Consider the following 26,396-nt stretch of genomic DNA (forward strand, 5'->3'; position numbering starts at 1 on the left):
AAATGCAGCATAGCAGTCTCAGCTATGGCTGATCCAGTCACACAATTCGTGGTTTTAAGCATTGGTGTGCCTTGAATCGGAAAAATCCACCCCCATACTACTTCGCAGTGATTAGTTAACAGCCGTTGTGCCCATCTGGTGCAGCGGAACGTGAACAAGAGTGGGAGAATTATGAGTTCCGATCAACCAAACAAAAATGCTGAAACCAACGCGGCTGAGGAAAACGAAACTCAGGCGTCGACAACTGCGACCGCGAACGAGCATGCCGATTCGGCCAGCGAGACGACCTCGGCAGATGCAGCCAAAGCAACGGCTGCTGAAGGTGACGCTAGCGCTGAACGGGTAGCTGAACTGGAACTGGCGTTAAACAACGCTGAGCAGCAAGCCCATGAGCATCGCGAGAAAGCATTGCGCGCCGTTGCCGAAATGGAAAATATTCGTCGCCGCTCCGCTCAGGAAGTAGATAAAGCACATAAGTTTGCGCTGGAGAAGTTCGCTAATGAGTTATTAACCACAGTTGATAATTTAGAGCGTGCGCTGCAGTTGGCTGGCCAGACCGATGAATCAGCGAAGAACTTTATTGAAGGTATCGAGCTTACTTATAAGAGTTTGGTCAGTACGCTGGAGAAATTTGGGGTGGAAGCTGTTGGCGCTGAAGGCGATAACTTCAATCCTGATTTGCACCAGGCCATGGCGATGCAGGAATCCAGTGAGCACGCGAATAATACCGTGATGGCGGTAATGCAAAAAGGCTACACCTTAAGTGGACGCCTGCTACGACCTGCCATGGTGATGGTAGCGCGCAACTCTGACAGTGGAGTAGATACCAAAGCCTAAATCAGCGCATGGCAACACTTGTATTTACCTCTGCAGACCCCATAACAGCGTCAGCAGAAAAAATAACCTTAGTTTGGGTGTTGAAATAGGCAGGTTCGCCCCCAAATTAAGTACAACGGAAAATGATTTCTCAAGGTAGTTGGAGACAAAATTATGAGTAAGATTATTGGCATTGACTTAGGTACAACCAACTCCTGCGTAGCAGTGCTGGATGGCGGCAAAGCGCGGGTTATTGAAAACGCTGAAGGCGACCGTACTACGCCATCAGTAGTGGCTTTCACCGACGACGGTGAAACCTTAGTAGGGCAGCCGGCAAAACGCCAGGCAGTTACCAACGCAAACAAAACCTTGTTTGCAATCAAGCGTTTGATTGGTCGTCGCTTTAAAGACGAAGAAGTGCAGCGTGATATTGGCATCATGCCTTACAAAATCATTGAAGCTGATAACGGCGATGCCTGGGTTCAGATCGATGATGACAAAAAAGCACCACCGCAAATTTCTGCTGAAATTCTGAAAAAGATGAAGAAAACTGCAGAAGACTTTTTGGGTGAGAAAGTAACTGAAGCGGTTATTACTGTTCCAGCTTACTTTAACGATGCTCAGCGTCAGGCAACCAAAGACGCAGGTCGCATTGCTGGTTTAGAAGTAAAACGTATTATTAATGAGCCAACTGCTGCGGCGCTGGCTTATGGTATGGATAAAAAGCAAGGCGACAACATTATCGCCGTGTATGACTTAGGTGGTGGTACTTTCGATATCTCCATTATCGAAATTGACGAAGTTGAAGGCGAGCACACCTTTGAAGTGTTGGCTACCAACGGTGACACCCACTTAGGTGGTGAAGACTTTGATAACCGCTTGATTAACTACTTAGTTGAGCAGTTTAAGAAAGATCAGGGTATTGATTTACGCAAAGACCCACTGGCAATGCAGCGTCTGAAAGAAGCTGCAGAAAAAGCTAAAATTGAGCTTTCTTCAGCCCAACAAACGGAAGTGAACTTGCCGTATGTTACTGCTGACAGCAGTGGTCCTAAGCACTTAGCTATTAAAGTAACGCGGGCGAAACTGGAATCACTGGTTGAAGATTTGATTCAGAAAACCTTAGAGCCGTTGAAACTTGCCTTGCAAGACGCCGACTTATCGGTTGGTGAAATCAATGACATCATCATGGTTGGTGGTCAAACCCGGATGCCGAAAGTGCAAGCTGCGGTAACTGACTTCTTCGGTAAAGAGCCACGTCGTGACGTGAATCCGGACGAAGCTGTTGCAGTAGGTGCTGCAGTGCAAGCTGGTGTGTTACAGGGCGATGTAAAAGACGTGTTGCTGCTGGACGTATGTCCGTTGTCACTTGGTATTGAAACCATGGGCGGCGTGATGACCAAGCTGATTGACAAAAATACGACGATTCCGACCAAGCAGTCGCAAACGTTCTCAACTGCCGAAGACAATCAGTCAGCGGTAACCATTCACGTGGTGCAAGGTGAGCGTAAGCGTGTTGCTGACAACAAGTCACTGGGTCAGTTTAATCTGGAAGGTATTCGCCCGGGTGCTCGCGGCGTACCGCAAATCGAAGTTACTTTCGATATTGATGCGGACGGTATCCTGCACGTGTCTGCGAAAGACAAAGACACCGGCAAAGAGCAGAAAATCACCATTAAAGCTTCTTCTGGCTTGAACGACGACGAAGTAGAAAAAATGGTTCGTGATGCCGAAGCGCATGCCGAAGAAGATAAGAAGTTTGAAGAAATGGTTCAGGTTCGCAATCAGGCTGACGGTTTGGTTCACGCCACCCGTAAGCAGTTGGAAGAAGTAGGTGACGAGCTTGAACAAGCTGACAAAGATGCCATTGAAAGTGCTATTGGTGAACTTGAAACCGCTATTAAAGACGGTGACAAAGAAGCCATTGAAAGCAAGTCTGAGGCACTGATGGAAGCATCCGCCAAGTTAATGGAAGTAGCGCAGCAAAAAGCCCAGGCTGAAGGTGGTGCTGCCGGTGCCGAAGCAGGCCCGGACAAGTCCGCAAGTGATGCTGCAGACGACGTTGTCGACGCTGAATTTGAAGAAGTAAAAGACGAAGACAAAAAGTAACAGCGAATCCTGGCGGATAAGCTAAGTCGAAGTGCACGAGCGTGACTAAGGTGACTCTCGTGCGCTTTTGTTAGAGCAACCGGAACATTGGAAACTATGTCAAAACGCGATTTTTATGAAGTGCTCGGCGTTGCCAGAGACGCCGGCGAACGCGACATCAAAAAAGCCTATAAACGGTTGGCCATGAAATATCACCCGGACCGAACTAAGGGTGATAAAGAGCTTGAACTTAAATTTAAAGAGGTCAAACAGGCGTACGAGGTGTTAATGGATCCTCAGAAACGCCAGGCCTATGACCAATACGGTCACGACGCCTTTGACCAGTCCCGTGGTGGATTCGGCGGTGGTGCTGGCGCTGGTGGCGCTGATTTTGGTGATATCTTTGGTGATGTGTTCGGTGATATTTTTGGTGGTGGCGGTGGCCGTCGTCAGCAGAGCCGTGCTCAGCGTGGTGCTGATTTGCGCTACAACCTGGAAATGTCACTGGAAGATGCCGTGCGTGGCAAAGAAGTTGAGCTGAGAATTCCGAAGCTAAGTACCTGTGATGATTGTGATGGCAGCGGTGCCCGGGCGGGAACCAAGGCTGAAACTTGTGGTCATTGTCATGGTGCCGGACAGATTCAAATGCGGCAGGGTTTCTTTGCGGTTCAGCAAACCTGTCCACATTGTCGCGGTCGTGGCAAAATTATCAAAGATCCTTGTCGTAGCTGTCATGGCGAAGGTCGGGTTGAGAAAACTAAGACTCTGTCAGTGAAAATTCCGGCCGGTGTTGATACCGGTGATCGTATTCGTTTATCGAATGAGGGTGAGGCTGGAGAACACGGCGCACCAGCAGGTGACTTATACGTACAGGTGCATGTTCGCGAGCATCCAATCTTCAAACGCGACGGCAACAACCTTTATTGTGAAGTACCATTAAGCTTTACTCATGCAGCACTTGGCGGTGAAATCGAAGTGCCAACGCTGGAAGGTAAAGTGAAGCTTAAGGTGCCAACTGAAACCCAAACCGGTAAATTATTCCGGTTACGTGGCAAAGGCGTGAAGTCAGTGCGCACGGGTGCAACCGGCGATTTAATTTGTAAGGTAGTGCTGGAAACACCGGTGAATTTATCTGAGTCGCAGCGCGATTTATTGCGTGACTTGGATAAATCCATGGGTAAAGGTGACGAAGCTGCGAAATACCGCCCGAAAGAAAAAGGTTTCTTCGATGGTGTGAAACAGTTTTTTGATGACTTGCGCAACTAGTTGAATAAACTATGCTTGTGAGTACGAACGGGCAACGGCAATATCGCCTGTGCCCGTTTTTTTATGGGAGTTTCTGATGAAAAATTGGCGCCATTTTGGATGTCTTATATTGGCAGCAGCGACGTTAATTGCCTGCACGAAATCACCGACCGGTCGCAATCAGTTGCAATTGTTTTCCAGTAGTCAGTTGGAACAGATGGGGAACGAAAGTTACGCGCAATTGAAAGAGCAGGAAAAACTGAGCACCGATCAAGAGTTGATTGATTATGTGCAATGCCTTGCGGATGAGCTGATTGCCGGATTACCCGCTGAATACCGCGAAAAAAGCTGGGAAGTGAATGTGTTCGACAGCGATCAAATTAATGCGTTTGCCTTACCTGGTGGCAACATTGGTGTGTATCGCGGTTTGCATGAAATAGCAGAAACTCCGGACCAGTTGGCTGCAGTTATGGGACACGAAATTGGCCATGTAATTGCTGAGCACGGTAATGCGCGGATGTCGAATAACATGCTCATTGGCTTAGGTTTGCAAGTGGGTAGTATTGTGGCCTCGCAGAAAACCGATAACAACACTGCGGCCATGATTATGGCTGGTTTAGGAGTGGGTGCTCAGGTTGGTGTTATGTTGCCATTCTCACGTTCACACGAGTCTGAATCCGACCAGTTAGGTATGGATTACATGGCGCAGGCTGGTTACAACCCGGCAGCTGCCGCTGACTTGTGGCGCAATATGAAAGTGGCATCAGGCGGATCATCGCCGCCTGAATTGCTGTCGACGCATCCATCACCAGACAGTCGTATTGACGATATAAATGATTATTTACCGCAGGTTATGCCTATTTATGAACGTCAGGTAGCAGCCGGTAAAGGCGGTAGTTGCAAGCGTCCTGCAACAGATTAAGTCGTAGCAGAATGAATTCGCTATAAGCTATTGCTAAATTGACTAAACGAAAGGCCTGAACTTAGCGTAAAGTGAAGGCCTTTCGTTTATTTGGAGCAAGTTATGTTTTCTCGCTGGTTTGCCATTCCGTTTTGGCAACGTGTGCTCGGAGCTTTCATTGCAGGCGCCCTGATTGGCGTGTTTGCCAGTGATTTCGCGGTGCAGCTAAAACCGCTCGGAACGCTATTCATTAATGCCATTATGATGCTGGTGGCGCCGCTTATTTTCTGCGCCATAGTTACCGCCATTACCGATATGCAGGACACCCAGCGCATGGGTCGGTTAGGTGTGAAAACCATAGGTTTGTTCCTGCTGACCGCGGTTATAGCCAGCGTGATTGGCTTGTCGGTGGGTAGCTTGCTCGATATTAGCCCAACGGCAACCATCAGTCAGGGCGACTACGAACAAAAGAATGTACCTGGTGTGGCGCAGGTTCTGTTAAACATGGTACCGACCAACCCATTTCGCGCGCTCAGCGAAGGTAACATTCTGCAAATCGTGGTTTTTGCAGCTCTGGTTGGTGTTGCCATAAACAAAGTTGGCAGTACCGCGGCGCCATTGCAGAAAACCTTAAAGTCTGGCGCTGAAGTAATGTATAAAATTACTAAAATGGTGCTGGAACTAACGCCACTTGGCGTGTTCGGTTTAATGGCCTGGGTAGTCGGCTATTATGGCTTGGAAAGCTTACTGCCCTTAGCGTCTTTTGTTGGTGCTATTTATTTGGCGTGCTTGCTGCACATTATTTTTGTGTACGGCAGTTTTGTGAAGTTTGCCGGTGGTATTTCACCCTGGTTATTCTTCAAAACCGTATTCGAAGCTCAGCTGATTGCGTACACCACCTGTAGCAGTTTTGGCTCGTTACCAGCGGCTCATAAAGTGGTTACTGAGAAGTTAGGCGTTTCCAAAGATTACGCCAGCTTTGTATTGCCGCTAGGTGCCACTATTAACATGGACGGCTGTGGTGGTATTTACCCGGCTATCGCCGCGATCTTCATTGCTCAATTGTACGGCATTGACTTGAGTGTTCTGGATTACATGATCATTACAGCCACGGCTACCCTGGCGTCAGTAGGTACCGCCGGCGTGCCGGGTACAGCTATGGTTATGTTAACTGTAACGCTAAATGCAGTAGGCTTGCCGCTGGAAGGCATTGCCTTTATTGCTGCAATAGATAGGATTATAGATATGATGCGCACCGCGACCAATGTGACCGGTGACATGATGGTGGCGCTAGTGGTTGGTCGTTCAGAGCAGCAGGTGGATGAAGAAGTGCTGGCTGCACTAGGTAAACCACAAACAGCTTAACGAACAAGTAGCGGGTTGAACATGAACCTGACCGGAACAAGGGAACAGTTGAAATGACGGTAACAGTTGCAGTGCTTGGAGCCAGCGGGCGTATGGGGCAGGAAGTAATTACTGCTATTGCCTCAAATTCACAAGTTGAATGCACTGCGGCTGTGGTTCGTGATAGTTCGAGTGCCGTTGGTGAGCCTGTCGCTGGTGGTTCGGGATTGGTTTACAGCACACTGGCTGATGCGGTTAAGGCACGGCCACAGGTGTTTATTGACTTTAGCCTGCCGACAGCTTTGTCGGACAACCTGCAGGCTGCGCGCGACGCAGGTGCTGCTATAGTGGTTTGCACCACAGGTTTAAGCACCGAGCAGCAGCAAGAGTTGCAGCAAGCCGGTGAACAGCAGCGCGTACTCTACGCAGCTAATACCAGTGTTGGGGTAAATCTGTTAGCTGAACTGGTGCAACTGGCTAGTGGTGTGCTGGCACAAGCTGACATTGAAATTACCGAAGCGCATCACCGACATAAGCGTGACGCGCCATCGGGCACCGCATTGTTACTGGGTGAAGCGGTAGCGCAGGGGCGGCAGCAACAACTGGCCGATGTTTCTGCTGGTATTCGTGGCGACGGGTTGCGTGGTGACGGCGAAATCGGCTTTGCCAGTATCCGTGCCGCTGACATTATTGGTGAGCACACAGTGCTGCTGGCGCACCCTGGTGAACGATTAGAATTAACGCATCGGGTAAGTAACCGGAATATTTTCGCCAAAGGTGCATTGCAGGCTGCGCAGTGGCTAGTTGAGCAGGAAACGGGCTACTACCAGATGCGCGATATGCTGAACCTTCAACAACTACTGTCGAAATTAGCTTAGGTGACAGTTCAATGACGAAATTGAACTGGACGAATGAGGGGCATTTTTGTATTATAGGAACAATTTGCTAGCTGCAGACAAAGCGCCCTCGAGGTCGCTTTTTTGGTAACTGAAAAGCATAAAAAATAATTATGCTGGTGGTTGCCAATGCAGGGAAGGCAGGCTGAAAACGGGCATTAAAGTGGCCTTGGGCACTAATGCAGAATATTAAACGGGGAAGTCAACTTACTTGATTCACCCGTTTTTTTATGTACGGAGGTTACCCTTGAGTATATTAGCTAGCCATGCAGCAAGTCGTGCCATTTTGGTACTTGCCGATGGCACTGTCTTTCACGGCACCGCAATTGGTGCTGGTGGAGCCGCGGTTGGTGAAGTTGTTTTTAATACCGCAATGACCGGTTATCAGGAAATTCTTACCGACCCCTCCTACGCAGAACAAATGGTTACCCTCACTTATCCCCACATTGGCAATTACGGCACTAACAGCGAAGATGAAGAATCAAATCGCGTGTGGGCCAAAGGCCTGATAATTCGTGATTTATCGCTCAAAGCCAGTAACTTTCGTAAAGACCAGTCATTAAGTGACTACTTACGTCAGCGCAATGTCGTGGGTATTGCCGATATAGACACGCGCAAACTGACGCGTATTCTGCGTGAGAAAGGTGCGCAGAGTGGCTGCATTATGGCCGGCAACATTGACGGCGAACTCAATGTTGAGAAAGCACTGAAACTGGCGCAAGACTATCCGGGCCTGCAGGGCATGGATTTAGCCAAAGAAGTGAGCATTAAAACACCACATCAATGGGAAGGCGGTGCCTGGCGATTAGGGCAGGGCTTCTGTAAAGACAACGAAGAGAAATTTCATGTTGTTGCCTACGATTACGGTTGCAAGCGCAATATCCTGCGTAACCTGGTAGCGCGTGGTTGTAAAGTGACCTTAGTGCCGGCGCAAACACCGGCAGCCGACGTATTAGCCATGGACCCGGACGGCGTGTTCTTGTCGAACGGCCCGGGTGACCCTGAGCCATGCGACTACGCTATTAAAGCGATTCAGGAAATTATTGCGGCGAAGGTGCCAGTATTTGGAATTTGTCTGGGGCACCAATTGCTGGCTCTGGCCAGCGGTGCGCGTACGGTCAAAATGAAGTTTGGTCACCACGGTGCGAACCATCCGGTGCTTGATATCGAACGCGGCACGGTAATGATTACCAGCCAGAACCATGGCTTTGCGGTAGATGAAGGCACGCTGCCGGATAACCTGAAAGTAACGCATAAGTCGTTATTTGATGGCACCTTGCAAGGTATTCATCGCACTGATGCGCCAGCGTACAGCTTCCAGGGACACCCAGAAGCTAGTCCGGGACCGAATGACGCGGAAGCCTTATTTGACCATTTTATCGAGCTGATGACGGATCACGTTAAAGCCTGAAGCCTTTGAACGACAGGACAAATTAAGTTTATGCCGAAACGTACAGACATAAAAAGTATTTTGATTCTTGGTGCCGGCCCTATTGTTATCGGGCAGGCATGTGAGTTCGATTATTCGGGCGCTCAGGCTTGTAAAGCCTTGCGTGAAGAGGGCTACCGGGTAATTCTGGTGAACTCAAACCCAGCTACCATCATGACTGACCCGGAAATGGCCGATGTGACCTACATTGAGCCTATTCACTGGGAAGTGGTGGAAAAAATAATCGAAATTGAAAAACCTGATGCGGTGCTACCGACCATGGGTGGCCAGACGGCACTGAACTGTGCGCTAGATCTGGACCGTCATGGCGTGCTGGAAAAGCACAAGGTTGAAATGATTGGCGCCAACGCTGACGCTATCGACAAAGCGGAAGACCGTGACCGCTTTGATAAAGCCATGAAAGCTATCGGCTTAGAAACACCAAACGCTGAAATGGCGCATAGCTTAGATGAAGCTTTTGATATTCAAACCCGGTTAGGTTTCCCCTGCATTATTCGTCCAAGCTTTACCATGGGCGGCAGCGGCGGTGGTATTGCCTATAACCGCGAAGAGTTTGAAGAGATTTGCCGCCGCGGCTTAGATTTGTCGCCAACCAAAGAGTTGTTGATTGATGAATCGCTGATCGGCTGGAAAGAATACGAAATGGAAGTGGTACGCGACAAAAACGATAACTGTATTATCGTGTGTACCATTGAGAACGTGGATCCTATGGGTATTCACACCGGCGACTCTATTACTGTAGCTCCGGCACAAACCTTAACCGACCGTGAATTCCAGCTGATGCGAAATGCCGCTATGGCTGTATTGCGGGAAATTGGGGTGGAAACCGGTGGCTCCAACGTGCAGTTTGGTGTGTGTCCTGACACCGGTCGCATGGTTATTATTGAAATGAATCCACGGGTGTCACGCTCGTCGGCGCTGGCGTCAAAAGCAACCGGTTTCCCGATTGCGAAAGTGGCAGCCAAGCTGGCCGTTGGTTACACCCTGGATGAACTTGAAAACGAAATTACCGGTGGCGTAACACCAGCATCCTTTGAACCAACATTGGATTACGTGGTTACTAAAATACCACGCTTTAACTTCGAAAAATTTGCCGGCTGTAATGACCGCCTGACCACACAGATGAAATCTGTGGGTGAAGTGATGGCCATTGGCCGCAACCAGCAAGAGTCACTGCAAAAAGCATTACGCGGACTGGAACTTGGTGCGACGGGGTTGGATCCCGTGGTGGATCCAAACGACCCGGATTCACGCGGCAAAGTCATTCGTGAACTGAAAGAACCTGGTTGTGAGCGCATCTGGTACATTGCCGACGCCTTCCGCTTAGGTATGACTGTTCGCGAAGTATTTGAACTGACGCACATTGACGAATGGTACCTGATTCAGATTGAAGAGCTGGTACTGCTGGAAGCGGAAATTCAGAATCTTGGCATGGCCGGCTTAACGCCACACGTCATGACCACGCTTAAGCGCAAAGGCTTTTCCGATAAGCGTATTGCCGACGTATTAGATGTGAGCGAACAGGAAATTCGGAAGAAGCGTTATAAGCAGAAAATTCACCCGGTTTATAAACGGGTAGATACTTGTGCTGCTGAGTTTGCTTCCGGCACCGCTTACATGTACTCAACCTATGACGAAGAGTGTGAAGCTGCACCTACCGACCGTGATAAAATCATGGTGATTGGTGGCGGACCAAACCGCATCGGTCAAGGTATTGAGTTTGATTACTGTTGTGTGCACGCGGCGCTGGCGCTGCGTGAAGACGGTTACGAAACCATTATGGTGAACTGTAACCCAGAGACAGTATCCACCGATTACGACACCTCCGATCGCCTGTACTTCGAGCCTATTACGCTGGAAGATGTGCTGGAGATTGTGCGCATTGAAAAGCCGAAGGGTGTGATTGTTCAGTATGGTGGCCAAACGCCATTGAAACTGGCGCGTGAACTGGAAGCAAACGGTGTGCCTGTGATTGGTACCTCGCCAGACGCGATTGACCGTGCCGAAGACCGCGAGCGCTTCCAAAGTGCCGTACGTCGCCTGGGCCTGAAGCAACCGGAAAACAGCACTGTAACGCAAGTTGATGAAGCACTGGCTGAAGGTGCCCGCATTGGCTATCCATTAGTTGTACGTCCGTCTTATGTTCTGGGTGGCCGGGCTATGGAAATTGTGTATGACGAGGCCGACCTGCGCCGCTACCTAACCGAGGCTGTGAAGGTTTCCAACGATGCACCGGTGTTGTTAGACCGTTTCCTGGATAACGCCATTGAAGTTGACGTAGACGCCATTTGTGATGGCGAAGACGTGCTTATTGGCGGCATTATGCAGCACATTGAGCAGGCCGGGGTTCACTCTGGTGATTCGGCTTGTTCGCTACCGCCGTATTCACTGAGTGAAAAAATTCAGGACGAATTGCGTGACCAAATGCGCAAGCTGGCCTTTGAATTGAACGTGAACGGCCTGATGAACGCTCAGTTTGCAGTGAAAGACGACGAGGTTTACCTGATTGAAGTAAATCCACGAGCGGCCCGCACAGTTCCATTTGTGTCGAAAGCAACAGGTTTACCGCTGGCGAAAATTGCGGCGCGGGTAATGGTCGGGCAGTCGCTGCAGCAGCAAGGCTATACCAAAGAAGTGATTCCACCTTATTACTCGGTGAAAGAAGTTGTGATTCCGTTTGCGAAGTTCCAGGGTGTGGACCCAATTCGTGGACCGGAAATGCGCTCTACCGGTGAGGTAATGGGTGTTGGTGAGAACTTTGAAGAAGCTTACGCGAAAGCCAATTTGGCCGCTGGTGAAGCCTTAGCTAAAGCAGGTAAAGCGTTAATTTCGGTGCGAGATGCCGATAAACGCCGAATCTTTGACTTAACCCGTGGTCTTATTGCGCTTGGCTTTACGCTGGAAGCTACCCGCGGTACCGCTGAGCTATTACGTGAAGAAGGCATTAAGTGTTCGGTAGTGAATAAGCTGCAGGAAGGCCGTCCAAATATAGTGGATGCTATTAAAAACGGTGAATACAGCTACATTATCAATACCGTAGAAGGGCGTCAGGCGATTGAAGATTCCGTTTATATTCGTCGCGAAGCGCTGTTGAATAAAGTGATTTACACGACAACATTAAACGCAGCTTTTGCGACAGTGAAAGCTTATACAGCTGATGATCGTTCGCGGGTTAATTCCCTGCAAGAGCTGCACAAAAGGGTTAGAGAAGCATGAACCAAATACCTATGACGGAGCATGGTGCGGAAATGTTACGCACCGAATTAAAGCGTCTTAAAACTGAAGATCGTCCACGTATTATTCAGGCAATTTCTGATGCTCGCGAGCATGGCGATCTAAAAGAGAACGCGGAATATCACGCGGCGCGTGAACAGCAAGGTTTCTGTGAAGGTCGAATTCAGGAAATTGAAGCTAAGCTGAGCAACGCGCAAATCATTGACGTAACCAAGATACCAAATAATGGCAAAATCATTTTTGGCTCTACCGTTACACTGTTTAACACCAGCAATGATAACGAAGTGACCTACCGCATAGTGGGCGACGACGAGGCCAATATTAAGTCCAACTTAATCTCGGTGAACTCGCCCATCTCACGCGCTTTAATTGGCAAAGTAGTTGACGATGTCGCCGTGGTTGCAACACCAAACGGTGAAGTTGAATACGAAGTAGTGAAGGTAGAGTATAAATAAGCTGTTCAGCTAACGAACAGACTACTTTGAAAGCAGTGCGGCAAGTTCGCGCTGCTTTTTTTGTTTTTCAGCCTTGGTTAACGGCGCGCCGTGGTATTCGGCGATATCAGGAAACACCTGCTCTATCGGCTTATGCAAGGCTTTTGCTAAAGCCTCAGCGACCACCCGTGAGCGTGCTTTGCGAGCCGCCACTTTAGAAATCAGCGACGGGCTTTTACCAAGCGCCTGAGCCAGCATACTGAAGTCAAAACCCCGCGCTGACAATTCCTTTTTGATTTGATCTGTGTCCATTATGTATAGTGTCTGATGAGTTCACAATGGAACTCACTTTTAATTCAAATGACGATGGGTATATGTCAAACGACAATAATCACAATAAAACACAGTCAAATGACAAAAGCAAGCTTAGCTTGCCCGATCTTGATGCGTGTATGGAGCGGCTGAAAGCGGTTTCCGGGCAGACTCATAATGTTTCAGCGTTGCGCTGGCTGGGCTTATCCAACACCACTTACGCGAACTGGAAACGGCGTCAGGTGAATTATGGTGCGTTAGCGAAAGGGTTATTAGCGCGCGGTATTTCACTGGATTGGTTTTTTGCACCCAATGTGGATTTACGCTATCCGGGGCCGGATGAATTGCCGCGTATTCAGGAAGTAGCGGAAACCTATACCTCAACTCAACGTACTCAGCGGGTAATTCGCGCAATCGAGCGCATAGATCCCGTATTGCAGGAACATCAGTTACCAGCAACAGAATCAAACCGGGCTATTTTGGTAGAAACTTATTTTACGGCCAGACGGGGCTTTGTGCCTTTACCAACTGCGCTAACGCAAGTGACAAAGGCACTGAAGCAAGAGCCGGATCGCGATTAACCGCGTGGCAGAGTGATTTTTTTCAGTTCGCTGGGGCGATACAGAATCTGAACTTTGCCAATGACCTGTACTTGCTGAGCGCCAGTTTCAGCGACAATAGTGGCATATATTTGCGCGCGCACTTCACGGTCTTCTTCGGGTACTTTTACTTTAATCAGCTCATGATGAGCCAACGCAGTTTCGATTTCTGCTAATACACCTTCAGTAAGACCATTATTGCCTAACAACACCACTGGCTTGAGTGAATGTGCCTGACTTTTTAGGAACTGTTTTTGTTTATTGCTTAAGTTGTTGGCTGTTGCCATGTAATAATATCCTGCAATGACTTGAATTCCGTATATTCTACCGCCATCTAGGTAGCAGAAGCCAGCAGAGCATAACAAACATGGGTAAAAAACGATCAGCCAGCAGCACGCGTTGGTTACAAGAACATTTTTCTGACCATTATGTGCAAAAAGCACAAAAAAAAGGTCTACGTTCACGCGCAGTGTTTAAATTAGAAGAGCTGCAGCAACGCGATAAGTTAATTAAACCGGGTATGACGGTGGTAGATTTAGGCGCGGCTCCAGGCGGTTGGTCACAATACGTGGTTGAGCAACTGCAAGGTAACGGGCGAGTTATTGCCTGTGACATTTTGCCAATGGATCCTATTGCCGGCGTTGATTTTCTGGAAGGTGACTTTCGTGATGAAGCTGTTTTAGCGGCACTATTGAGCCGAATCGGCGGCGCTACCGTAGATGTAGTGTTGTCAGATATGGCACCGAACATGAGTGGTAACGGCAACGTTGATTTGCCGCGTTCCATGTATTTAGTGGAGCTGGCATTGGATATGTGCCGACAAGTATTGAAACCTGGCGGCACTTTTGTCGTCAAAGTATTTCATGGGCAAGGTTTTGAAGAATTCTTGCGTGAATGCCGCGCGGCATTCACCAGCGTAAGGACACGCAAACCAGATTCTTCCCGGGCACGCTCGCGGGAAGTCTATCTGGTAGCGACCGGTTACAAACTGTAGTACTCTGTACAGTCATGTAAATCATGCAAAGAGCGTTTTAAAAAGAGGTAGTCAGCTTTGAGCGATATGGCAAAAAATCTCATACTGTGGCTGGTCATCGCCGTCGTGTTGATGAGCGTGTTCCAGAGCTTTAGCCCTGGTACCAGTAGCGGCCCGAAAATGGCCTACAATGAATTCATTACCCAGGTTAACAACGGTAATGTTCGCAAGGTTCATATTAGTGAAGACCTGCGCAGCATTAACGGTGTTACGCGTACCGGCGAGAATTTTAAAACAGTAATTCCGCTGCAGTACGATCCTAAGCTGACCGACGACTTAATTAAGAACGACGTTGAGTTCACCGGTGAAGCTCCGGAAGAGCAAAGTATTCTGGCGTCAATCTTCATTTCGTGGTTCCCAATGCTGTTGCTGATTGGTGTGTGGATATTCTTCATGCGTCAAATGCAGGGCGGTGGTGGCCGTGGTGCTATGTCTTTCGGCAAAAGCAAAGCTCGCTTAATGGGTGAAGATCAGGTTAAAACTACCTTTGCTGATGTAGCCGGTTGTGATGAAGCCAAAGAAGAAGTGAGCGAACTGGTTGATTACTTGAAAGACCCATCTCGCTTTCAACGCCTTGGCGGTAAAATTCCGAGAGGCGTGCTCATGGTTGGTCCTCCGGGTACCGGTAAAACCTTGCTGGCAAAAGCTATTGCTGGCGAAGCACGCGTACCTTTCTTCTCCATTTCAGGTTCAGACTTCGTGGAAATGTTTGTTGGTGTTGGTGCCTCACGGGTACGTGACATGTTCGAACAAGCGAAGAAGTCAGCGCCGTGCATTATCTTCATTGATGAAATTGATGCGGTTGGCCGTCAGCGTGGCGCCGGTTTAGGTGGCGGTCATGATGAACGCGAACAAACTCTGAACCAGATGCTGGTTGAAATGGATGGTTTTGAGGGCAACGAAGGTATTATCGTTATTGCCGCAACGAACCGTCCTGACGTGCTGGATCCAGCCTTACTTCGTCCGGGTCGTTTTGACCGCCAGGTAATGGTTGGTTTACCGGACGTACGTGGTCGTGAACAAATTCTGAAAGTACACATGCGTAAAGTACCACTGGGTGACGATGTTGATGCATCGGTCATTGCCCGTGGTACCCCAGGCTTCTCAGGTGCCGATTTGGCCAACCTGGTGAACGAAGCGGCATTGTTCGCTGCACGTGGCAATAAACGTGTGGTGGCGATGGAAGAATTCGACAAAGCGAAAGACAAAATCATGATGGGTGCGGAACGTCGCTCCATGGTGATGACCGACGACGAGAAAGCCATGACGGCCTATCACGAAGCTGGTCACGCTATTGTTGGCCGCTTAGTGCCTGAGCATGATCCGGTTTATAAAGTATCTATTATCCCGCGTGGACGAGCGCTGGGGGTAACTATGTACTTGCCTGAACAGGACCGTGTTAGTCACAGCAAGCAACATTTGGAAAGCATGATTTCCAGCTTGTTCGGTGGTCGTTTAGCCGAGCAAATCATTTACGGTGATGAGAAAGTAACCACTGGCGCGTCGAACGATATTGAACGTGCCACAGAAATTGCCCGTAAAATGGTTACTCAGTGGGGTCTTTCTGAAAAGATGGGGCCACTGCTTTATGCTGAAGATGACAACGAAGTATTCTTAGGTCGTTCAGTAGGTCAGCATAAGAGTATGGCTGATGAAACGGTGCGCGCTATTGACCAGGAAATTCGCTCCTTTATCGATCGTAACTACGATCGGGCGAAGACCATTCTGGAAGAGAACGTTGATATTCTGCATGCCATGAAAGACTGTCTGATGAAGTATGAGACCATTGATGCGGATCAGATTGATGACTTAATGAATCGTCGTGAGGTTCGTGAGCCGCGCGATTGGCGTAAAGATAAAGACGGTAAATCGGATGACGGAGGGTCGGGTAAAACCACCTCATCAGGCCCGGTTAAAGCTGACAAGCCCGGCGACGCCCCGGCAAATTAATCAATGAACCAGCCCCGCTTGCGGGGCTTTTTTTTGACAGCTATACGTAGTTGCCGGTGAATGGCACTAAACTGCCCGTTTGCGCAGCTGTTGAACGATTGAATAGCGAGAACAACGATGTCTTATCCAACACCGAATATTGAAGTGATGGGAATTATGAACGTTACCCCGGATTCATTTTCCGATGGTGGTCGTTTTATGCAGTTGGATAAGGCCATGCAACAGGCAGGAGAAATGGTAGCTGCAGGTGCTAGTTACATTGATATTGGCGGCGAGTCGACCCGACCCGGCGCCGATGCGGTAAGCGAGCAGGAAGAGTTGGATCGGGTTATTCCGGTGATTGAACGCGTGGCTGCCGAATTGGCGGTGAAGATATCAGTAGATACCAGTAAAGCCGCAGTAATGCGCGAAGCGGTAAATGCCGGTGCGCACATGATTAACGATGTGAATGCTTTACGCGCCGAAGGGGCGTTAGCAGCGGCGGCAGCAGGTAAGGCTGACGTGTGTTTAATGCACATGCAGGGCGAACCTCGTACCATGCAACATGAACCTCGTTATGATGACGTTGTGTGTGATGTAAAAGCTTTTTTAAAGAAACGCGTTCAGGCTTGCAACGAAGCGGGTATCGACAGCTCACGGCTGTACCTTGATCCGGGTTTTGGTTTTGGTAAGAGTGTACGGCATAATTACCAGATGTTGCAGCGATTGCAGGCCTTCCATGAGTTGGAGTTGCCGTTGCTAATAGGCATTTCGCGTAAATCTATGCTGGGCGCCGTCACGGGTCGTGATGTGGCCGAACGATTGCCGGCAAGTATTGCTGCCGCAACCATTGCAGCCCTTAAAGGAGCCCGTATAATTCGCGTTCATGATGTCAGGGAAACAGTCGATGCCATGGCCGTGGTAATGGCGACACAAACAGGAGAGAACCTTTGAGCGAACGGAAATATTTTGGCACCGACGGTGTTCGTGGCCGGGTTGGTGATTTTCCAATAACGCCCGATTTTGCGGTGAAACTAGGCTGGGCTGCCGGCACCGTATTTGCTGCTTCAGGCAACCGCCGTGTTCTTATGGGTAAAGATACCCGGGTTTCTGGTTATATGTTGGAATCGGCGTTAGAGGCTGGTTTACTTGCTGCTGGTGTGAGCGTGGAGTTTTTAGGCCCCATGCCAACGCCGGCTATTGCCTATTTAACCCGCAACTTCCATGCGGCTGCGGGCATCGTTATTAGCGCCTCGCACAACCCTTATCCTGATAACGGTATTAAGTTCTTCTCCGACCAGGGGAATAAATTACCTGATTCAGTAGAGCTTGAAATTGAACGTTTGCTGGATGAGCCTATTGAGTGCGTAGAGTCTGAGCTGCTAGGGCGTGCCAGCCGCATTCACGATGCGCCAGGTCGCTATGTAGAATTCTGCAAAAGTGTATTCCCTGGTGATTTAACCTTAACGGGCATGAAGATTGTGGTCGACTGCGCCCATGGCGCTACTTATCACATTGCACCCAATGTACTGACGGAACTGGGTGCTACCATTTGGGAAATCGGAACCGAGCCAAATGGGGTCAATATCAATAAGGATTGTGGCGCTACACACCTTGATGCGTTGCAAAAGAAAGTGCGGGAAACCAAAGCTGACCTCGGTTTTGCCTTAGACGGTGACGGCGACCGGATTATGCTGGTAACCAGCTCCGGACGTATCGTTGATGGCGATGATATTATTTATCTGTTGGCGCGTAAGGCGCAACAGGACGGGCAGTTGCAAGGTGGCGTGGTAGGCACCTTAATGAGCAATTTTGCCCTGGAAAAGTTTTTCAGTGATAGCAGCATTCCTTTTGTGCGGGCCAAAGTAGGCGACCGTTATGTGATGGAAGAGCTGGTGAAACGCGACTGGCGTTTAGGTGGTGAAAACTCTGGTCATATCATTAACCGCCAGTATCACAGCACCGGTGACGGTATCATTGCCGGTTTGCAGGTATTAGCAGGTATGCAGCGTGAGCAAAAATCGCTGGACGAAATGCTAGCCGGCTTTGTGAAGTTTCCGCAATCACTGATTAACGTGCGCTTCTCTGGTGACACAGATCCGCTGCAGGCGGACAATGTGAAGGCTGTGGTTGAAGAAGTGGAAAGCGCGCTTGGCGATAATGGCCGGGTGCTGTTGCGTAAGTCAGGTACTGAACCTTTGTTGCGAGTTATGGTTGAAGGTAAAGAGGCTGGCATAGTAAAAGCTTACGCACAGCAAATCGCCAGTGAAGTGGAAGCCGCATCGTCATAACACCGAAATCGATGTAGGCTCCCGCGCAAAAATTCACGGGGTATCTTGTAACTTCCGGGTGGGTTATGTACTATTCCCGCCGCTTTAAAGAAAGGGTATTTATGCACGTGCAACCATTGGTTATTGCAAACTGGAAAATGAACGGTAGTCGTGAGCTGGTGAATGCTATGAGCTCCGCGCTGGGTAACCAGTCGGCGTTGACCGAGCAGGTGCAAGTGGTTATTTGTCCGCCGGCGACCTTGCTACCGGCGCTGGCCGAGCAAGCCAGCACTGCTGGCATAGCCTGCGGCGCCCAAACCGCTAGTGCACACGCAGGTGGTGCTCACACCGGTGAGTTATCCCTGTCATTATTGCAGGAGTTTGGGGTTAGCTACGTGCTGGTAGGGCATTCTGAGCGTCGTCAACACTACGGTGAAACAGACGCTGATGTAGCCGCCAAAACTAAGGCGATCATTGCTGCAGGATGCACCGCGGTGGTTTGTGTAGGCGAGACTGCCCAGCAACGCGAGCAGGAACAAACCAAAGCCGTTATTGGCGAACAGTTAGCCGCGGCTTTAGCTGACTTGCCTGATAATGCGGCAACTAAGTTAGTGGTAGCCTATGAACCCGTATGGGCAATAGGTACTGGCCTAACAGCCTCACCTGAACAAGCACAGGATGTGCACGCTTTTATACGCGAAAACTTAAAGAAATTAATAAAAACTGACGCTGATTTGATTCCATTGCTTTACGGCGGCAGTGTAAAATCGGATAATGCGGCTTCGTTATTTGCCGAGCAAGATATTGATGGCGGGTTAATTGGTGGTGCAAGCTTAGTGGCAGACGATTTTATTGCCATTTGTAGTGCCGCCAAACCAGCCTAGAAACCACGTGTTGGGGATAGTAAATTATGTATGAATTTTTATTGATCAGTTACCTTGTTGTAGCCCTGGCGTTAGTTGGTTTAGTGCTAATTCAACATGGTAAAGGTGCCGATATGGGCGCATCTTTTGGTGCCGGCGCATCAAATACCGTGTTCGGTTCAGGCGGTTCTGGTAACTTCCTGACGCGCACCACCGCCACTTTGGCTATCGTTTTCTTTGGTCTGAGCTTAACGCTTGGTAACCTGAGTTCTGATGCCGGTAGTGAAGCACAGCCTTTCAGTGATTTAGAAACGCCAATCGAAACTGTGCCAGCCCAAGAGACTAACAACAGCGACGTTCCTGAATCTAACTAACTTAAGTTAGTGTAAATTTAGTCGAAGTGGTGGAATTGGTAGACACGCTACCTTGAGGGGGTAGTGCTCTAACGGGCGTGCGGGTTCAAGTCCCGCCTTCGACACCAAATTAAAGTCTGCATAGGCTTTTTTATATGGGAAACCGCTAGTTAGCGGTTGCGTTAAAGCGCAATTTCCTTATAATATGCAGCACGTTTCGGACGCGGGGTGGAGCAGTCTGGTAGCTCGTCGGGCTCATAACCCGAAGGTCGTAGGTTCAAATCCTGCCCCCGCAACCAATTCTCGTAAGTACTGGTGATTTATTTGATTTATATCCCGCTACGAGAAGTAAAACAAAGGGTCCAGTGTTCAAAAAGCCCCGCAGCAGTTCGGGGCTTTTTACTATGTGACCTCTGCTGCACCGTTTCGACGGCCGGGCAGTCAACACACTGGGCGCTATGCCCTTTTTTTGTTTTTGGGAGAAGGCAACTTGGCACGCATTGAAGATCGCATTGCTGATTTGATTGAACCAGCCGTAGCAGCGCTGGAATTTGAGTTGTGGGGCGTTGAATACGTTCGCGCCGGTAAGCACTCAACATTACGAGTTTATATTGACCATGCCGATGGCGTGAGTGTTGATGACTGTGCTGACGTAAGTCGCCAGGCCAGCGCCGTGTTAGACGTTGAAGACCCTATTACCAGTGAGTACTTCCTGGAAGTGTCGTCACCGGGTATGGAACGACCCTTTTTTAAAGCGCAGCAGTACGCCGATTACATTGGCGAGCAGGTTGCGGTAGAGCTTTCGGTTCCACAACAAGGCAAGCGCAAATTCAAAGCGCAAATCGCCGGTGTTGACGGAACTAGTGTGCAGTTCATTGTTGGTTCAGGTGAGAAAGAAGAAACCCTGAGCGTAACTGAAGCTAGCATCAAGAAAGCACATTTAATTCCACAGTTTTAGGTTAAGGACAGTGTTGGCGAGGCAACAATAATGACAAAAGAAATTTTAATGGTTGCAGAAGCGGTTTCTAACGAGAAAGCCGTTCCAAAAGAGAAGATTTTCGAGGCACTTGAGTCCGCGCTGGCACATGCGACAAAGAAAAAGTATGACGGCGACATTGAAGTGCGTATCAGCATTGACCGCGTTACGGGTGAGTTTGACACTTTCCGTCGTTGGTTAGTGGTTGATGATTCAGATACGGGTTTAGAAAATCCGTACCATGAAATCGGCTTAGAAGCGGCACAGTACGAGAACCCTGAAATTCAGTTAGGCGACTACGTGGAAGAGAAAATAGAATCGATTGAATTCGATCGTATTACCACGCAAACCGCGAAACAGGTTATTGTACAAAAAGTGCGCGAAGCAGAACGCGCGAAAGTGGTCGAAGAATATCAGGATCAAGTAGGTGATTTGGTTAGCGGTACTGTGAAACGGGCTAATCGTGAGCACGTTATACTTGATTTAGGTAACAATGCCGAAGCTATTGTTTACCGTGAAGAAATGTTACCGCGTGAATCCGTTCGCGCTGGCGACCGCGTACGTGGTCTGCTTTATGATGTGCGTCCGGAAGCACGTGGTGCGCAATTATTTGTGAGCCGTACTCACCCTGATTTCCTGGTGGAACTGTTCCGTATTGAAGTACCGGAAATTGGCGAAGAAATGATTGAAATTCGCGGTGCCGCTCGTGATCCTGGATCACGTGCTAAAATTGCCGTGAAGAGTAACGATCGCCGCATCGATCCGGTTGGTGCTTGCGTAGGTATGCGTGGCGCCCGTGTTCAGGCTGTGTCCAGCGAACTTGGTGGCGAGCGGGTTGATATCGTATTGTGGGACGATAATCCGGCCCAATTCGTTATTAACGCAATGGCACCTGCTGAAGTTGCTTCTATTGTGGTGGATGAAGATTCACACACCATGGATATTGCTGTGGAAGAAGGCAATCTGGCTCAGGCTATTGGTAAGAGTGGCCAGAACGTGCGCTTAGCAAGCCAGTTAACTGGTTGGCAGCTAAACGTGATGTCGATTGATGACTTCACTGAAAAGAACGAAGCCGAAGCACAACGCCTGTTGGATTTATTTACCAGCGCGTTAGAAGTTGATGAAGACTTCGCTTCTGTGTTGGTTGACGAAGGTTTCTCTTCACTAGAAGAAGTTGCTTACGTGCCAATGGAAGAGTTGCTTGAAATTGAAGGCATGGACGAAGATATCGTCGAAGAGTTAAGAAATCGGGCGAAAGCCGTTTTAACAACCAAAGCACTGGCAAACGAAGAGTCGCTGGAAGGCGCTGAACCAGATGAGACTTTGTTGGGGCTGGAAGGTTTAGACCGGCATTTAGCATTCGTGTTAGCAAGACACGGTGTCACAACACTAGAAGAATTGGCCGAGCAGGGTATTGATGACCTTGCGGATATCGAAGAGTTATCAAGTCAGCAAGCAGGCGAGCTTATTATGCAAGCCCGTAACATTTGCTGGTTTGGTGAAGAGAAATAGCGGTCGACGGGGGTACAACAAACTATGGAAGAAGTAACGCTGGATAAGCTAGCCAAAGATGTGGGTACGACGGTAGATCGTTTAGTACAGCAATTTGCTGAAGCTGGTATGAAAAAACAGCCAGGTGACGGTGTCACTGAGAGCGAAAAACAAGAACTACTAGCATTTTTAAACCGTCAGCACGGTGGCAAAGGTTCGTCAGAGCCAAGCAAAATGACCTTGCAACGTAAAACCAAAAGCACGCTAAGCCTGGGTGGCGGTACTAAAGCCAAGGCAGTGCAGGTTGAAGTGCGTAAGAAGCGCACCTACGTGAAGCGTTCTGCTGTGGAAGATCAGCAACGTGAAGAGCAAGAGCGTGTTGAAAAAGAACAAGCTGAAGCTGATTTGAAACGCAAAGAAGCAGAAGCAAAAGCAGCGGCTGAAGCAAAAGCTGCGGCTGATAAGAAAGCTGCCGAAGAAAAAGCCAAGCAAGAAGCAGCTCGCAAAGAAAAAGAAAAAGCTCGCGCTAAAGCTGAAGCTGAAAAGCGTGCTGCGATGACGCCGGAAGAACGTGCTGCTGCTGATGCTGCGAAAGCAGAAGAAGAGCGCCTGAAGAAAACTCAGGAAGAAGAAGCGCGTAAGAAAGCCGAAGCGGAAGCTGAAAAGCAAGCTGCTGAAGCTCGTAAGCTGGCTGAAGAGAATGAAGGCCGCTGGCAGGAAGAAGAAGCCAAGCGTAAAGAAGCCGAGAAAGAAGACGTTCACTTTACCACGTCAACGCACGCCCAGGCTGCGGAAGATGCGCAGGATGTCGATGAAGAACGTCGTAGCCGTCGCAAGAAGAAGCGTCGTCGTGAAGATGAAGAAAAAGATGAAGCACCACGTCGCGAGAAGCGTCGTAAAGGTGGACGTCGTCCGTCAACCTTGCAACAGGCATTTAATAAGCCAGCTGCACCAGTTGAACGTGAAGTTCGCATTGGTGAAACCATTACGGTAAGCGAATTAGCCAGCCGTATGGCAGTAAAAGCCGGCGACTTGATTAAGACTATGATGAAGATGGGCGAAATGGTAACCATCAATCAGGTTCTGGATCAGGAAACGGCCAGCTTAGTGGTTGAAGAAATGGGCCACAAATACTTATTGGTTAGCGATAACGCGCTGGAAGAAGCCGTGATGGCCGACCGTGGTGAATCTGAGCAGGGCGAGCTGAAGCCGCGTGCGCCAGTAGTAACCGTTATGGGTCACGTTGACCATGGTAAAACCTCATTACTTGATTACATTCGTAAAGCGAAAGTAGCCTCAGGTGAAGCTGGTGGTATTACGCAGCACATTGGTGCGTATCACGTAGAAACGGATCAAGGCATGGTAACTTTCCTGGATACTCCAGGTCACGCCGCCTTTACCTCTATGCGTGCACGTGGTGCCGGCGCAACCGACATTGTTATCCTGGTAGTTGCAGCAGACGATGGCGTGATGCCACAAACCTTAGAAGCTATTCAGCACGCGAAAGCGGCGAATGTTCCTATCGTAGTTGCTGTAAACAAAATGGATAAGCCAGAAGCCGACCCGGATCGCGTTAAAAACGAGCTGGCTCAGCGTGACGTAGTACCAGAAGATTGGGGCGGCGATGTCCAGTTCATTCAGGTATCTGCACACACAGGTCAAGGTATTGACCAGTTACTGGAAGCTATCTTGCTACAATCTGAAGTATTAGATTTGAAAGCAGTTGCCGATGGTATGGCACACGGCATCGTGATTGAATCACGCCTTGACCGTGGCCGTGGACCGGTAGCCTCAATTCTGGTGCAAGAAGGGACAATTCGTCAGGGTGACATTGTTCTATGTGGCCTTGAATACGGTAAAATTCGTGCCATGCGCGACGAGCTTGGCCGTGAAATTAAAGAAGCAGGTCCTTCTATACCAGTTGAGATTCTTGGTTTGTCTGGTGTTCCTCAGGCGGGCGATGAAGCCACTGTGGTGAAGGATGAGCGTAAAGCTCGTGAAGTGGCGAATTACCGTCAAGGTAAATACCGTGACGTCAAACTGGCCCGTCAGCAGAAAGCGAAACTGGAAAACATGTTTGCGAACATGGAAGAAGGCGATGTAGCTGAGTTGAACGTGGTACTGAAGTCTGACGTTCAGGGCTCGCTGGAAGCTATTGCTGAGTCGTTACAAAAACTGTCTACCGACGAAGTGAAAGTGAACATTATTGGTAGTGGCGTTGGTGGTATTACTGAAACTGACGTGTCTCTGGCCAGTGCTTCAAACGCTATTGTGGTTGGTTTCAACGTACGTGCTGAAGCCGCTGCGAAACGATTGGTTGAGCAAGAAAGCGTTGATTTACGCTACTACAGCGTTATCTACGACTTGATTGATGAAGTGAAGGCGGCCATGAGTGGCATGCTGTCACCTGAATTCCGTCAGGAAATCATTGGCCTTGCTGAAGTTCGTGACGTGTTCAAATCACCGAAAATTGGTGCCATTGCAGGTTGTATGGTTACCGAAGGTGTCGTGAAACGTTCAGCACCAATTCGTGTCCTGCGCGACAACGTGGTTATCTATGAAGGCGAGCTGGAATCTCTGCGCCGCTTTAAAGATGACGTACAAGACGTTCGTAAAGGCATGGAGTGTGGTATCGGTGTGAAGAACTACAACGATGTCAAAGCTGGCGATCAAATCGAAGTGTTTGAAACGGTTCAGATCGAGCGGAGCTTATAAGCAGCTATGGCAAAAGACTACAGTCGTACAGAGCGGGTCGGGCAGCAGTATCAACGCGAAATCGCAACGATACTGCAGCAGGAAATTAAAGATCCGCGCGTGAGTATGGTGACTGTTTCCAGTGTAGAAGTGTCACGGGATTTGGCTTATGCCAAGGTGTTTGTGACCTTCTTTCACGACGATGAGGAACAGGTTAAAACCAGCCTGAAAGTATTGAATGATGCGGCTGGATTTGTGCGCTCATTGTTAGGCAAACGGGTACGGGCTCGTATCGTACCTGCCTTGCGTTTTGTGCATGATCCGTCACTGAATGAGGGCATTCGCATGTCCCGTTTGGTAGACGAAGCGATTCAGCGCGATCGGAGCAAGAACAAGGACGACTGACATGGCACGACGTAAGTCCGGACGCCCCATCAGTGGCGTGGTATTACTGGACAAGCCTACCGGCATAACCTCGAATGCCGCACTTCAACAAGTGCGGCGTTTTTTTAACGCGAAAAAAGCCGGCCATACCGGTGCTCTTGATCCTCTTGCAACAGGTATGTTGCCGGTGTGTCTGGGCGAAGCGACCAAATTCTCCCACTACTTATTAAACGCCGACAAAGCTTACCGGGTGACCGCACGCTTGGGTCAGCGTACCACCACCAGCGATTCCGAAGGTGACCTGGTCGCCGAGCAGGTAGTGGATAAAACGGCCGAAGAAATTCAGCAAATTCTGCCTGAGTTTATTGGTGAACAAGAACAAGCACCCTCCATGTTTTCGGCGTTAAAGCACGAAGGCCGACCGCTCTATTACTATGCCCGCAATGGTATTGAAGTACCGCGCAAAGTGCGCACTATCACCATTTACAGTATTGAGTTTGTCAGTATGGAAAATGGTGATATCACGCTGGATGTGGTGGCTAGCAAAGGCACTTATATACGCACCCTGATTGATGACTTAGGCCAGCGCCTGGGCTTTGGCGCGCATGTGGTGGCGTTGCACCGACATTGGGTAGCAGGCTTACAGGAACTACCTATGCTGACGCTGGAGCAACTGGAACAGTTGGTACCGGCCGAGCAGAGTGAAAATGATCAGGACTATCTAGCCTTAGACGCTGTGTTATTAGCCAGCGACAGCATTATCAGTGAGATGCCGGTGGTGTTGTTAAATACTGCAGACACAGCGGAATTTCAGCACGGTATGCCGGTGCCTGTTCCTGACAACCTGCAAGAGGGCGCTGAATACCGGATAAAACGCCAGGCTGATAACTTATTTTTAGGTATCGCAACAGCGGAGCCAGCACCTGCAGGTGGTTTCATCCTGGCACCGAAACGGGTACTTAACGTTGGTGAGCGGCTTACGCAAGACCATTATTAGCAATTGTATTGTGCTAAGTAAGCACGTATAATTCGCGGCCACTGTATTGCTGAATTAGTGATCGGCAATACTTAATTTACTTATATT

General features: G+C 49.2%; 23 protein-coding genes and 2 tRNA genes. 23 read left to right on the forward strand and 2 right to left on the reverse strand.

Annotated elements, in window-relative coordinates; all coding sequences use genetic code 11:
* Positions 1 to 171: 171 nt before the first annotated feature.
* The 9 genes from grpE (at position 172) to greA (ending at position 12,429) form a co-directional block, all read left to right on the forward strand.
* Complete coding sequence (gene grpE / locus CCE91_RS04320) at positions 172 to 837, forward strand: nucleotide exchange factor GrpE (protein ID WP_086434014.1); 666 nt, start codon at positions 172 to 174, stop codon at positions 835 to 837.
* A gap of 153 nt (positions 838 to 990) precedes the next feature.
* A complete protein-coding gene (dnaK, locus tag CCE91_RS04325; RefSeq protein WP_086434015.1) occupies positions 991 to 2,925 on the forward strand; it encodes a molecular chaperone DnaK in 1,935 nt (644 codons plus the stop codon).
* 96 nt (positions 2,926 to 3,021) lie between these two features.
* Entirely contained in the window at positions 3,022 to 4,170 is a 1,149-nt protein-coding gene (gene dnaJ, locus CCE91_RS04330) for a molecular chaperone DnaJ (RefSeq protein WP_086434016.1), read from the forward strand.
* A 76-nt stretch (positions 4,171 to 4,246) separates the two neighbouring features.
* Positions 4,247 to 5,071: a M48 family metallopeptidase gene (locus CCE91_RS04335; protein ID WP_086434017.1), complete on the forward strand. Its 825-nt coding sequence runs from the start codon at positions 4,247 to 4,249 to the stop codon at positions 5,069 to 5,071.
* A 102-nt stretch (positions 5,072 to 5,173) separates the two neighbouring features.
* The gene (locus CCE91_RS04340; RefSeq protein ID WP_086434018.1) at positions 5,174 to 6,415 is read left to right on the forward strand and encodes a dicarboxylate/amino acid:cation symporter; all 1,242 of its coding nucleotides are present in this window, start codon (positions 5,174 to 5,176) and stop codon (positions 6,413 to 6,415) included.
* A 53-nt stretch (positions 6,416 to 6,468) separates the two neighbouring features.
* Complete coding sequence (gene dapB, locus CCE91_RS04345) at positions 6,469 to 7,272, forward strand: 4-hydroxy-tetrahydrodipicolinate reductase (RefSeq protein ID WP_086434019.1); 804 nt, start codon at positions 6,469 to 6,471, stop codon at positions 7,270 to 7,272.
* Between the two features lie 265 nt (positions 7,273 to 7,537).
* A complete protein-coding gene (gene carA, locus CCE91_RS04350; protein ID WP_086434020.1) occupies positions 7,538 to 8,701 on the forward strand; it encodes a glutamine-hydrolyzing carbamoyl-phosphate synthase small subunit in 1,164 nt (387 codons plus the stop codon).
* A 30-nt stretch (positions 8,702 to 8,731) separates the two neighbouring features.
* On the forward strand, positions 8,732 to 11,956 hold the full coding sequence (gene carB / locus CCE91_RS04355) for a carbamoyl-phosphate synthase large subunit (RefSeq protein WP_086434021.1): 3,225 nt from the start codon (positions 8,732 to 8,734) through the stop codon (positions 11,954 to 11,956).
* Positions 11,953 to 12,429, forward strand: coding sequence for a transcription elongation factor GreA (gene greA / locus CCE91_RS04360; protein WP_086434022.1), 477 nt, complete (start codon positions 11,953 to 11,955; stop codon positions 12,427 to 12,429). Before carB ends, greA begins: the two co-directional genes overlap by 4 nt.
* 21 nt (positions 12,430 to 12,450) lie before the next feature.
* Here greA and CCE91_RS04365 read toward each other — a convergent pair whose 3' ends face one another.
* Complete coding sequence (locus CCE91_RS04365) at positions 12,451 to 12,666, reverse strand: hypothetical protein (protein ID WP_086434023.1); 216 nt, start codon at positions 12,664 to 12,666, stop codon at positions 12,451 to 12,453.
* 116 nt (positions 12,667 to 12,782) lie between these two features.
* On the opposite strand from CCE91_RS04365, the gene CCE91_RS04370 reads away from it, so the two are divergent.
* Positions 12,783 to 13,301, forward strand: coding sequence for a hypothetical protein (locus CCE91_RS04370; RefSeq protein WP_086434024.1), 519 nt, complete (start codon positions 12,783 to 12,785; stop codon positions 13,299 to 13,301).
* On the opposite strand, the gene yhbY is transcribed toward CCE91_RS04370, so the two are convergent.
* Entirely contained in the window at positions 13,298 to 13,606 is a 309-nt protein-coding gene (yhbY, locus tag CCE91_RS04375; RefSeq protein ID WP_086434025.1) for a ribosome assembly RNA-binding protein YhbY, read from the reverse strand. The genes CCE91_RS04370 and yhbY overlap by 4 nt on opposite strands.
* An 80-nt stretch (positions 13,607 to 13,686) precedes the next feature.
* Between yhbY and rlmE the strand changes: the two genes are divergently transcribed.
* The 13 genes from rlmE (at position 13,687) to truB (ending at position 26,309) form a co-directional block, all read left to right on the forward strand.
* Positions 13,687 to 14,313 (forward strand): 23S rRNA (uridine(2552)-2'-O)-methyltransferase RlmE, encoded by a 627-nt coding sequence (gene rlmE, locus CCE91_RS04380; RefSeq protein ID WP_086434026.1) that lies wholly within the window; start codon positions 13,687 to 13,689, stop codon positions 14,311 to 14,313.
* Positions 14,314 to 14,370: 57 nt separating this feature from the next.
* A complete protein-coding gene (gene ftsH, locus CCE91_RS04385) occupies positions 14,371 to 16,302 on the forward strand; it encodes an ATP-dependent zinc metalloprotease FtsH (protein ID WP_086434027.1) in 1,932 nt (643 codons plus the stop codon).
* A gap of 117 nt (positions 16,303 to 16,419) precedes the next feature.
* On the forward strand, positions 16,420 to 17,235 hold the full coding sequence (folP, locus tag CCE91_RS04390; protein WP_086434028.1) for a dihydropteroate synthase: 816 nt from the start codon (positions 16,420 to 16,422) through the stop codon (positions 17,233 to 17,235).
* Positions 17,232 to 18,572 (forward strand): phosphoglucosamine mutase, encoded by a 1,341-nt coding sequence (gene glmM / locus CCE91_RS04395; RefSeq protein WP_086434029.1) that lies wholly within the window; start codon positions 17,232 to 17,234, stop codon positions 18,570 to 18,572. Before folP ends, glmM begins: the two co-directional genes overlap by 4 nt.
* Positions 18,573 to 18,673: 101 nt before the next feature.
* Positions 18,674 to 19,435 (forward strand): triose-phosphate isomerase, encoded by a 762-nt coding sequence (tpiA, locus tag CCE91_RS04400; RefSeq protein ID WP_086434030.1) that lies wholly within the window; start codon positions 18,674 to 18,676, stop codon positions 19,433 to 19,435.
* Positions 19,436 to 19,461: 26 nt separating this feature from the next.
* Complete coding sequence (gene secG, locus CCE91_RS04405) at positions 19,462 to 19,788, forward strand: preprotein translocase subunit SecG (protein ID WP_086434031.1); 327 nt, start codon at positions 19,462 to 19,464, stop codon at positions 19,786 to 19,788.
* Positions 19,789 to 19,808: 20 nt separating this feature from the next.
* Positions 19,809 to 19,895: transfer RNA gene (locus CCE91_RS04410), tRNA-Leu, on the forward strand.
* Positions 19,896 to 19,989: 94 nt separating this feature from the next.
* A tRNA-Met gene (locus CCE91_RS04415) sits at positions 19,990 to 20,066 on the forward strand.
* A 191-nt stretch (positions 20,067 to 20,257) separates the two neighbouring features.
* On the forward strand, positions 20,258 to 20,725 hold the full coding sequence (gene rimP / locus CCE91_RS04420) for a ribosome maturation factor RimP (RefSeq protein WP_086434824.1): 468 nt from the start codon (positions 20,258 to 20,260) through the stop codon (positions 20,723 to 20,725).
* Between the two features lie 30 nt (positions 20,726 to 20,755).
* Entirely contained in the window at positions 20,756 to 22,255 is a 1,500-nt protein-coding gene (gene nusA / locus CCE91_RS04425) for a transcription termination factor NusA (RefSeq protein WP_086434032.1), read from the forward strand.
* Between the two features lie 24 nt (positions 22,256 to 22,279).
* Positions 22,280 to 24,949: a translation initiation factor IF-2 gene (gene infB, locus CCE91_RS04430; protein ID WP_086434033.1), complete on the forward strand. Its 2,670-nt coding sequence runs from the start codon at positions 22,280 to 22,282 to the stop codon at positions 24,947 to 24,949.
* Positions 24,950 to 24,955: 6 nt separating this feature from the next.
* Positions 24,956 to 25,333 carry a 30S ribosome-binding factor RbfA gene (gene rbfA, locus CCE91_RS04435; protein WP_086434034.1) on the forward strand — a complete coding sequence of 126 codons (378 nt, stop codon included), beginning with the start codon at positions 24,956 to 24,958 and terminating at the stop codon, positions 25,331 to 25,333.
* Between the two features lies 1 nt (position 25,334).
* Entirely contained in the window at positions 25,335 to 26,309 is a 975-nt protein-coding gene (gene truB / locus CCE91_RS04440; protein ID WP_086434035.1) for a tRNA pseudouridine(55) synthase TruB, read from the forward strand.
* The last annotated feature ends 87 nt before the right edge of the window (positions 26,310 to 26,396 follow it).

This window comes from Pseudidiomarina planktonica, from assembly GCF_900177775.1.
Classification (GTDB): domain Bacteria; phylum Pseudomonadota; class Gammaproteobacteria; order Enterobacterales; family Alteromonadaceae; genus Pseudidiomarina; species Pseudidiomarina planktonica.

Coding starts and splice junctions, on each gene's coding strand:
- dnaJ (WP_086434016.1), top strand. CDS start 3,022: ATGTCAAAACGCGATTTTTATGAAGTGCTCGGCGTTGCCAGAGACGCC.
- folP (WP_086434028.1), top strand. CDS start 16,420: ATGTCTTATCCAACACCGAATATTGAAGTGATGGGAATTATGAACGTT.
- CCE91_RS04335 (WP_086434017.1), top strand. CDS start 4,247: ATGAAAAATTGGCGCCATTTTGGATGTCTTATATTGGCAGCAGCGACG.
- grpE (WP_086434014.1), top strand. CDS start 172: ATGAGTTCCGATCAACCAAACAAAAATGCTGAAACCAACGCGGCTGAG.
- CCE91_RS04340 (WP_086434018.1), top strand. CDS start 5,174: ATGTTTTCTCGCTGGTTTGCCATTCCGTTTTGGCAACGTGTGCTCGGA.
- CCE91_RS04370 (WP_086434024.1), top strand. CDS start 12,783: ATGTCAAACGACAATAATCACAATAAAACACAGTCAAATGACAAAAGC.
- infB (WP_086434033.1), top strand. CDS start 22,280: ATGGAAGAAGTAACGCTGGATAAGCTAGCCAAAGATGTGGGTACGACG.
- truB (WP_086434035.1), top strand. CDS start 25,335: ATGGCACGACGTAAGTCCGGACGCCCCATCAGTGGCGTGGTATTACTG.
- rbfA (WP_086434034.1), top strand. CDS start 24,956: ATGGCAAAAGACTACAGTCGTACAGAGCGGGTCGGGCAGCAGTATCAA.
- CCE91_RS04365 (WP_086434023.1), bottom strand. CDS start 12,666: ATGCTGGCTCAGGCGCTTGGTAAAAGCCCGTCGCTGATTTCTAAAGTG.
- yhbY (WP_086434025.1), bottom strand. CDS start 13,606: ATGGCAACAGCCAACAACTTAAGCAATAAACAAAAACAGTTCCTAAAA.
- greA (WP_086434022.1), top strand. CDS start 11,953: ATGAACCAAATACCTATGACGGAGCATGGTGCGGAAATGTTACGCACC.
- dnaK (WP_086434015.1), top strand. CDS start 991: ATGAGTAAGATTATTGGCATTGACTTAGGTACAACCAACTCCTGCGTA.
- dapB (WP_086434019.1), top strand. CDS start 6,469: ATGACGGTAACAGTTGCAGTGCTTGGAGCCAGCGGGCGTATGGGGCAG.
- carB (WP_086434021.1), top strand. CDS start 8,732: ATGCCGAAACGTACAGACATAAAAAGTATTTTGATTCTTGGTGCCGGC.
- tpiA (WP_086434030.1), top strand. CDS start 18,674: ATGCACGTGCAACCATTGGTTATTGCAAACTGGAAAATGAACGGTAGT.
- nusA (WP_086434032.1), top strand. CDS start 20,756: ATGACAAAAGAAATTTTAATGGTTGCAGAAGCGGTTTCTAACGAGAAA.
- secG (WP_086434031.1), top strand. CDS start 19,462: ATGTATGAATTTTTATTGATCAGTTACCTTGTTGTAGCCCTGGCGTTA.
- rlmE (WP_086434026.1), top strand. CDS start 13,687: ATGGGTAAAAAACGATCAGCCAGCAGCACGCGTTGGTTACAAGAACAT.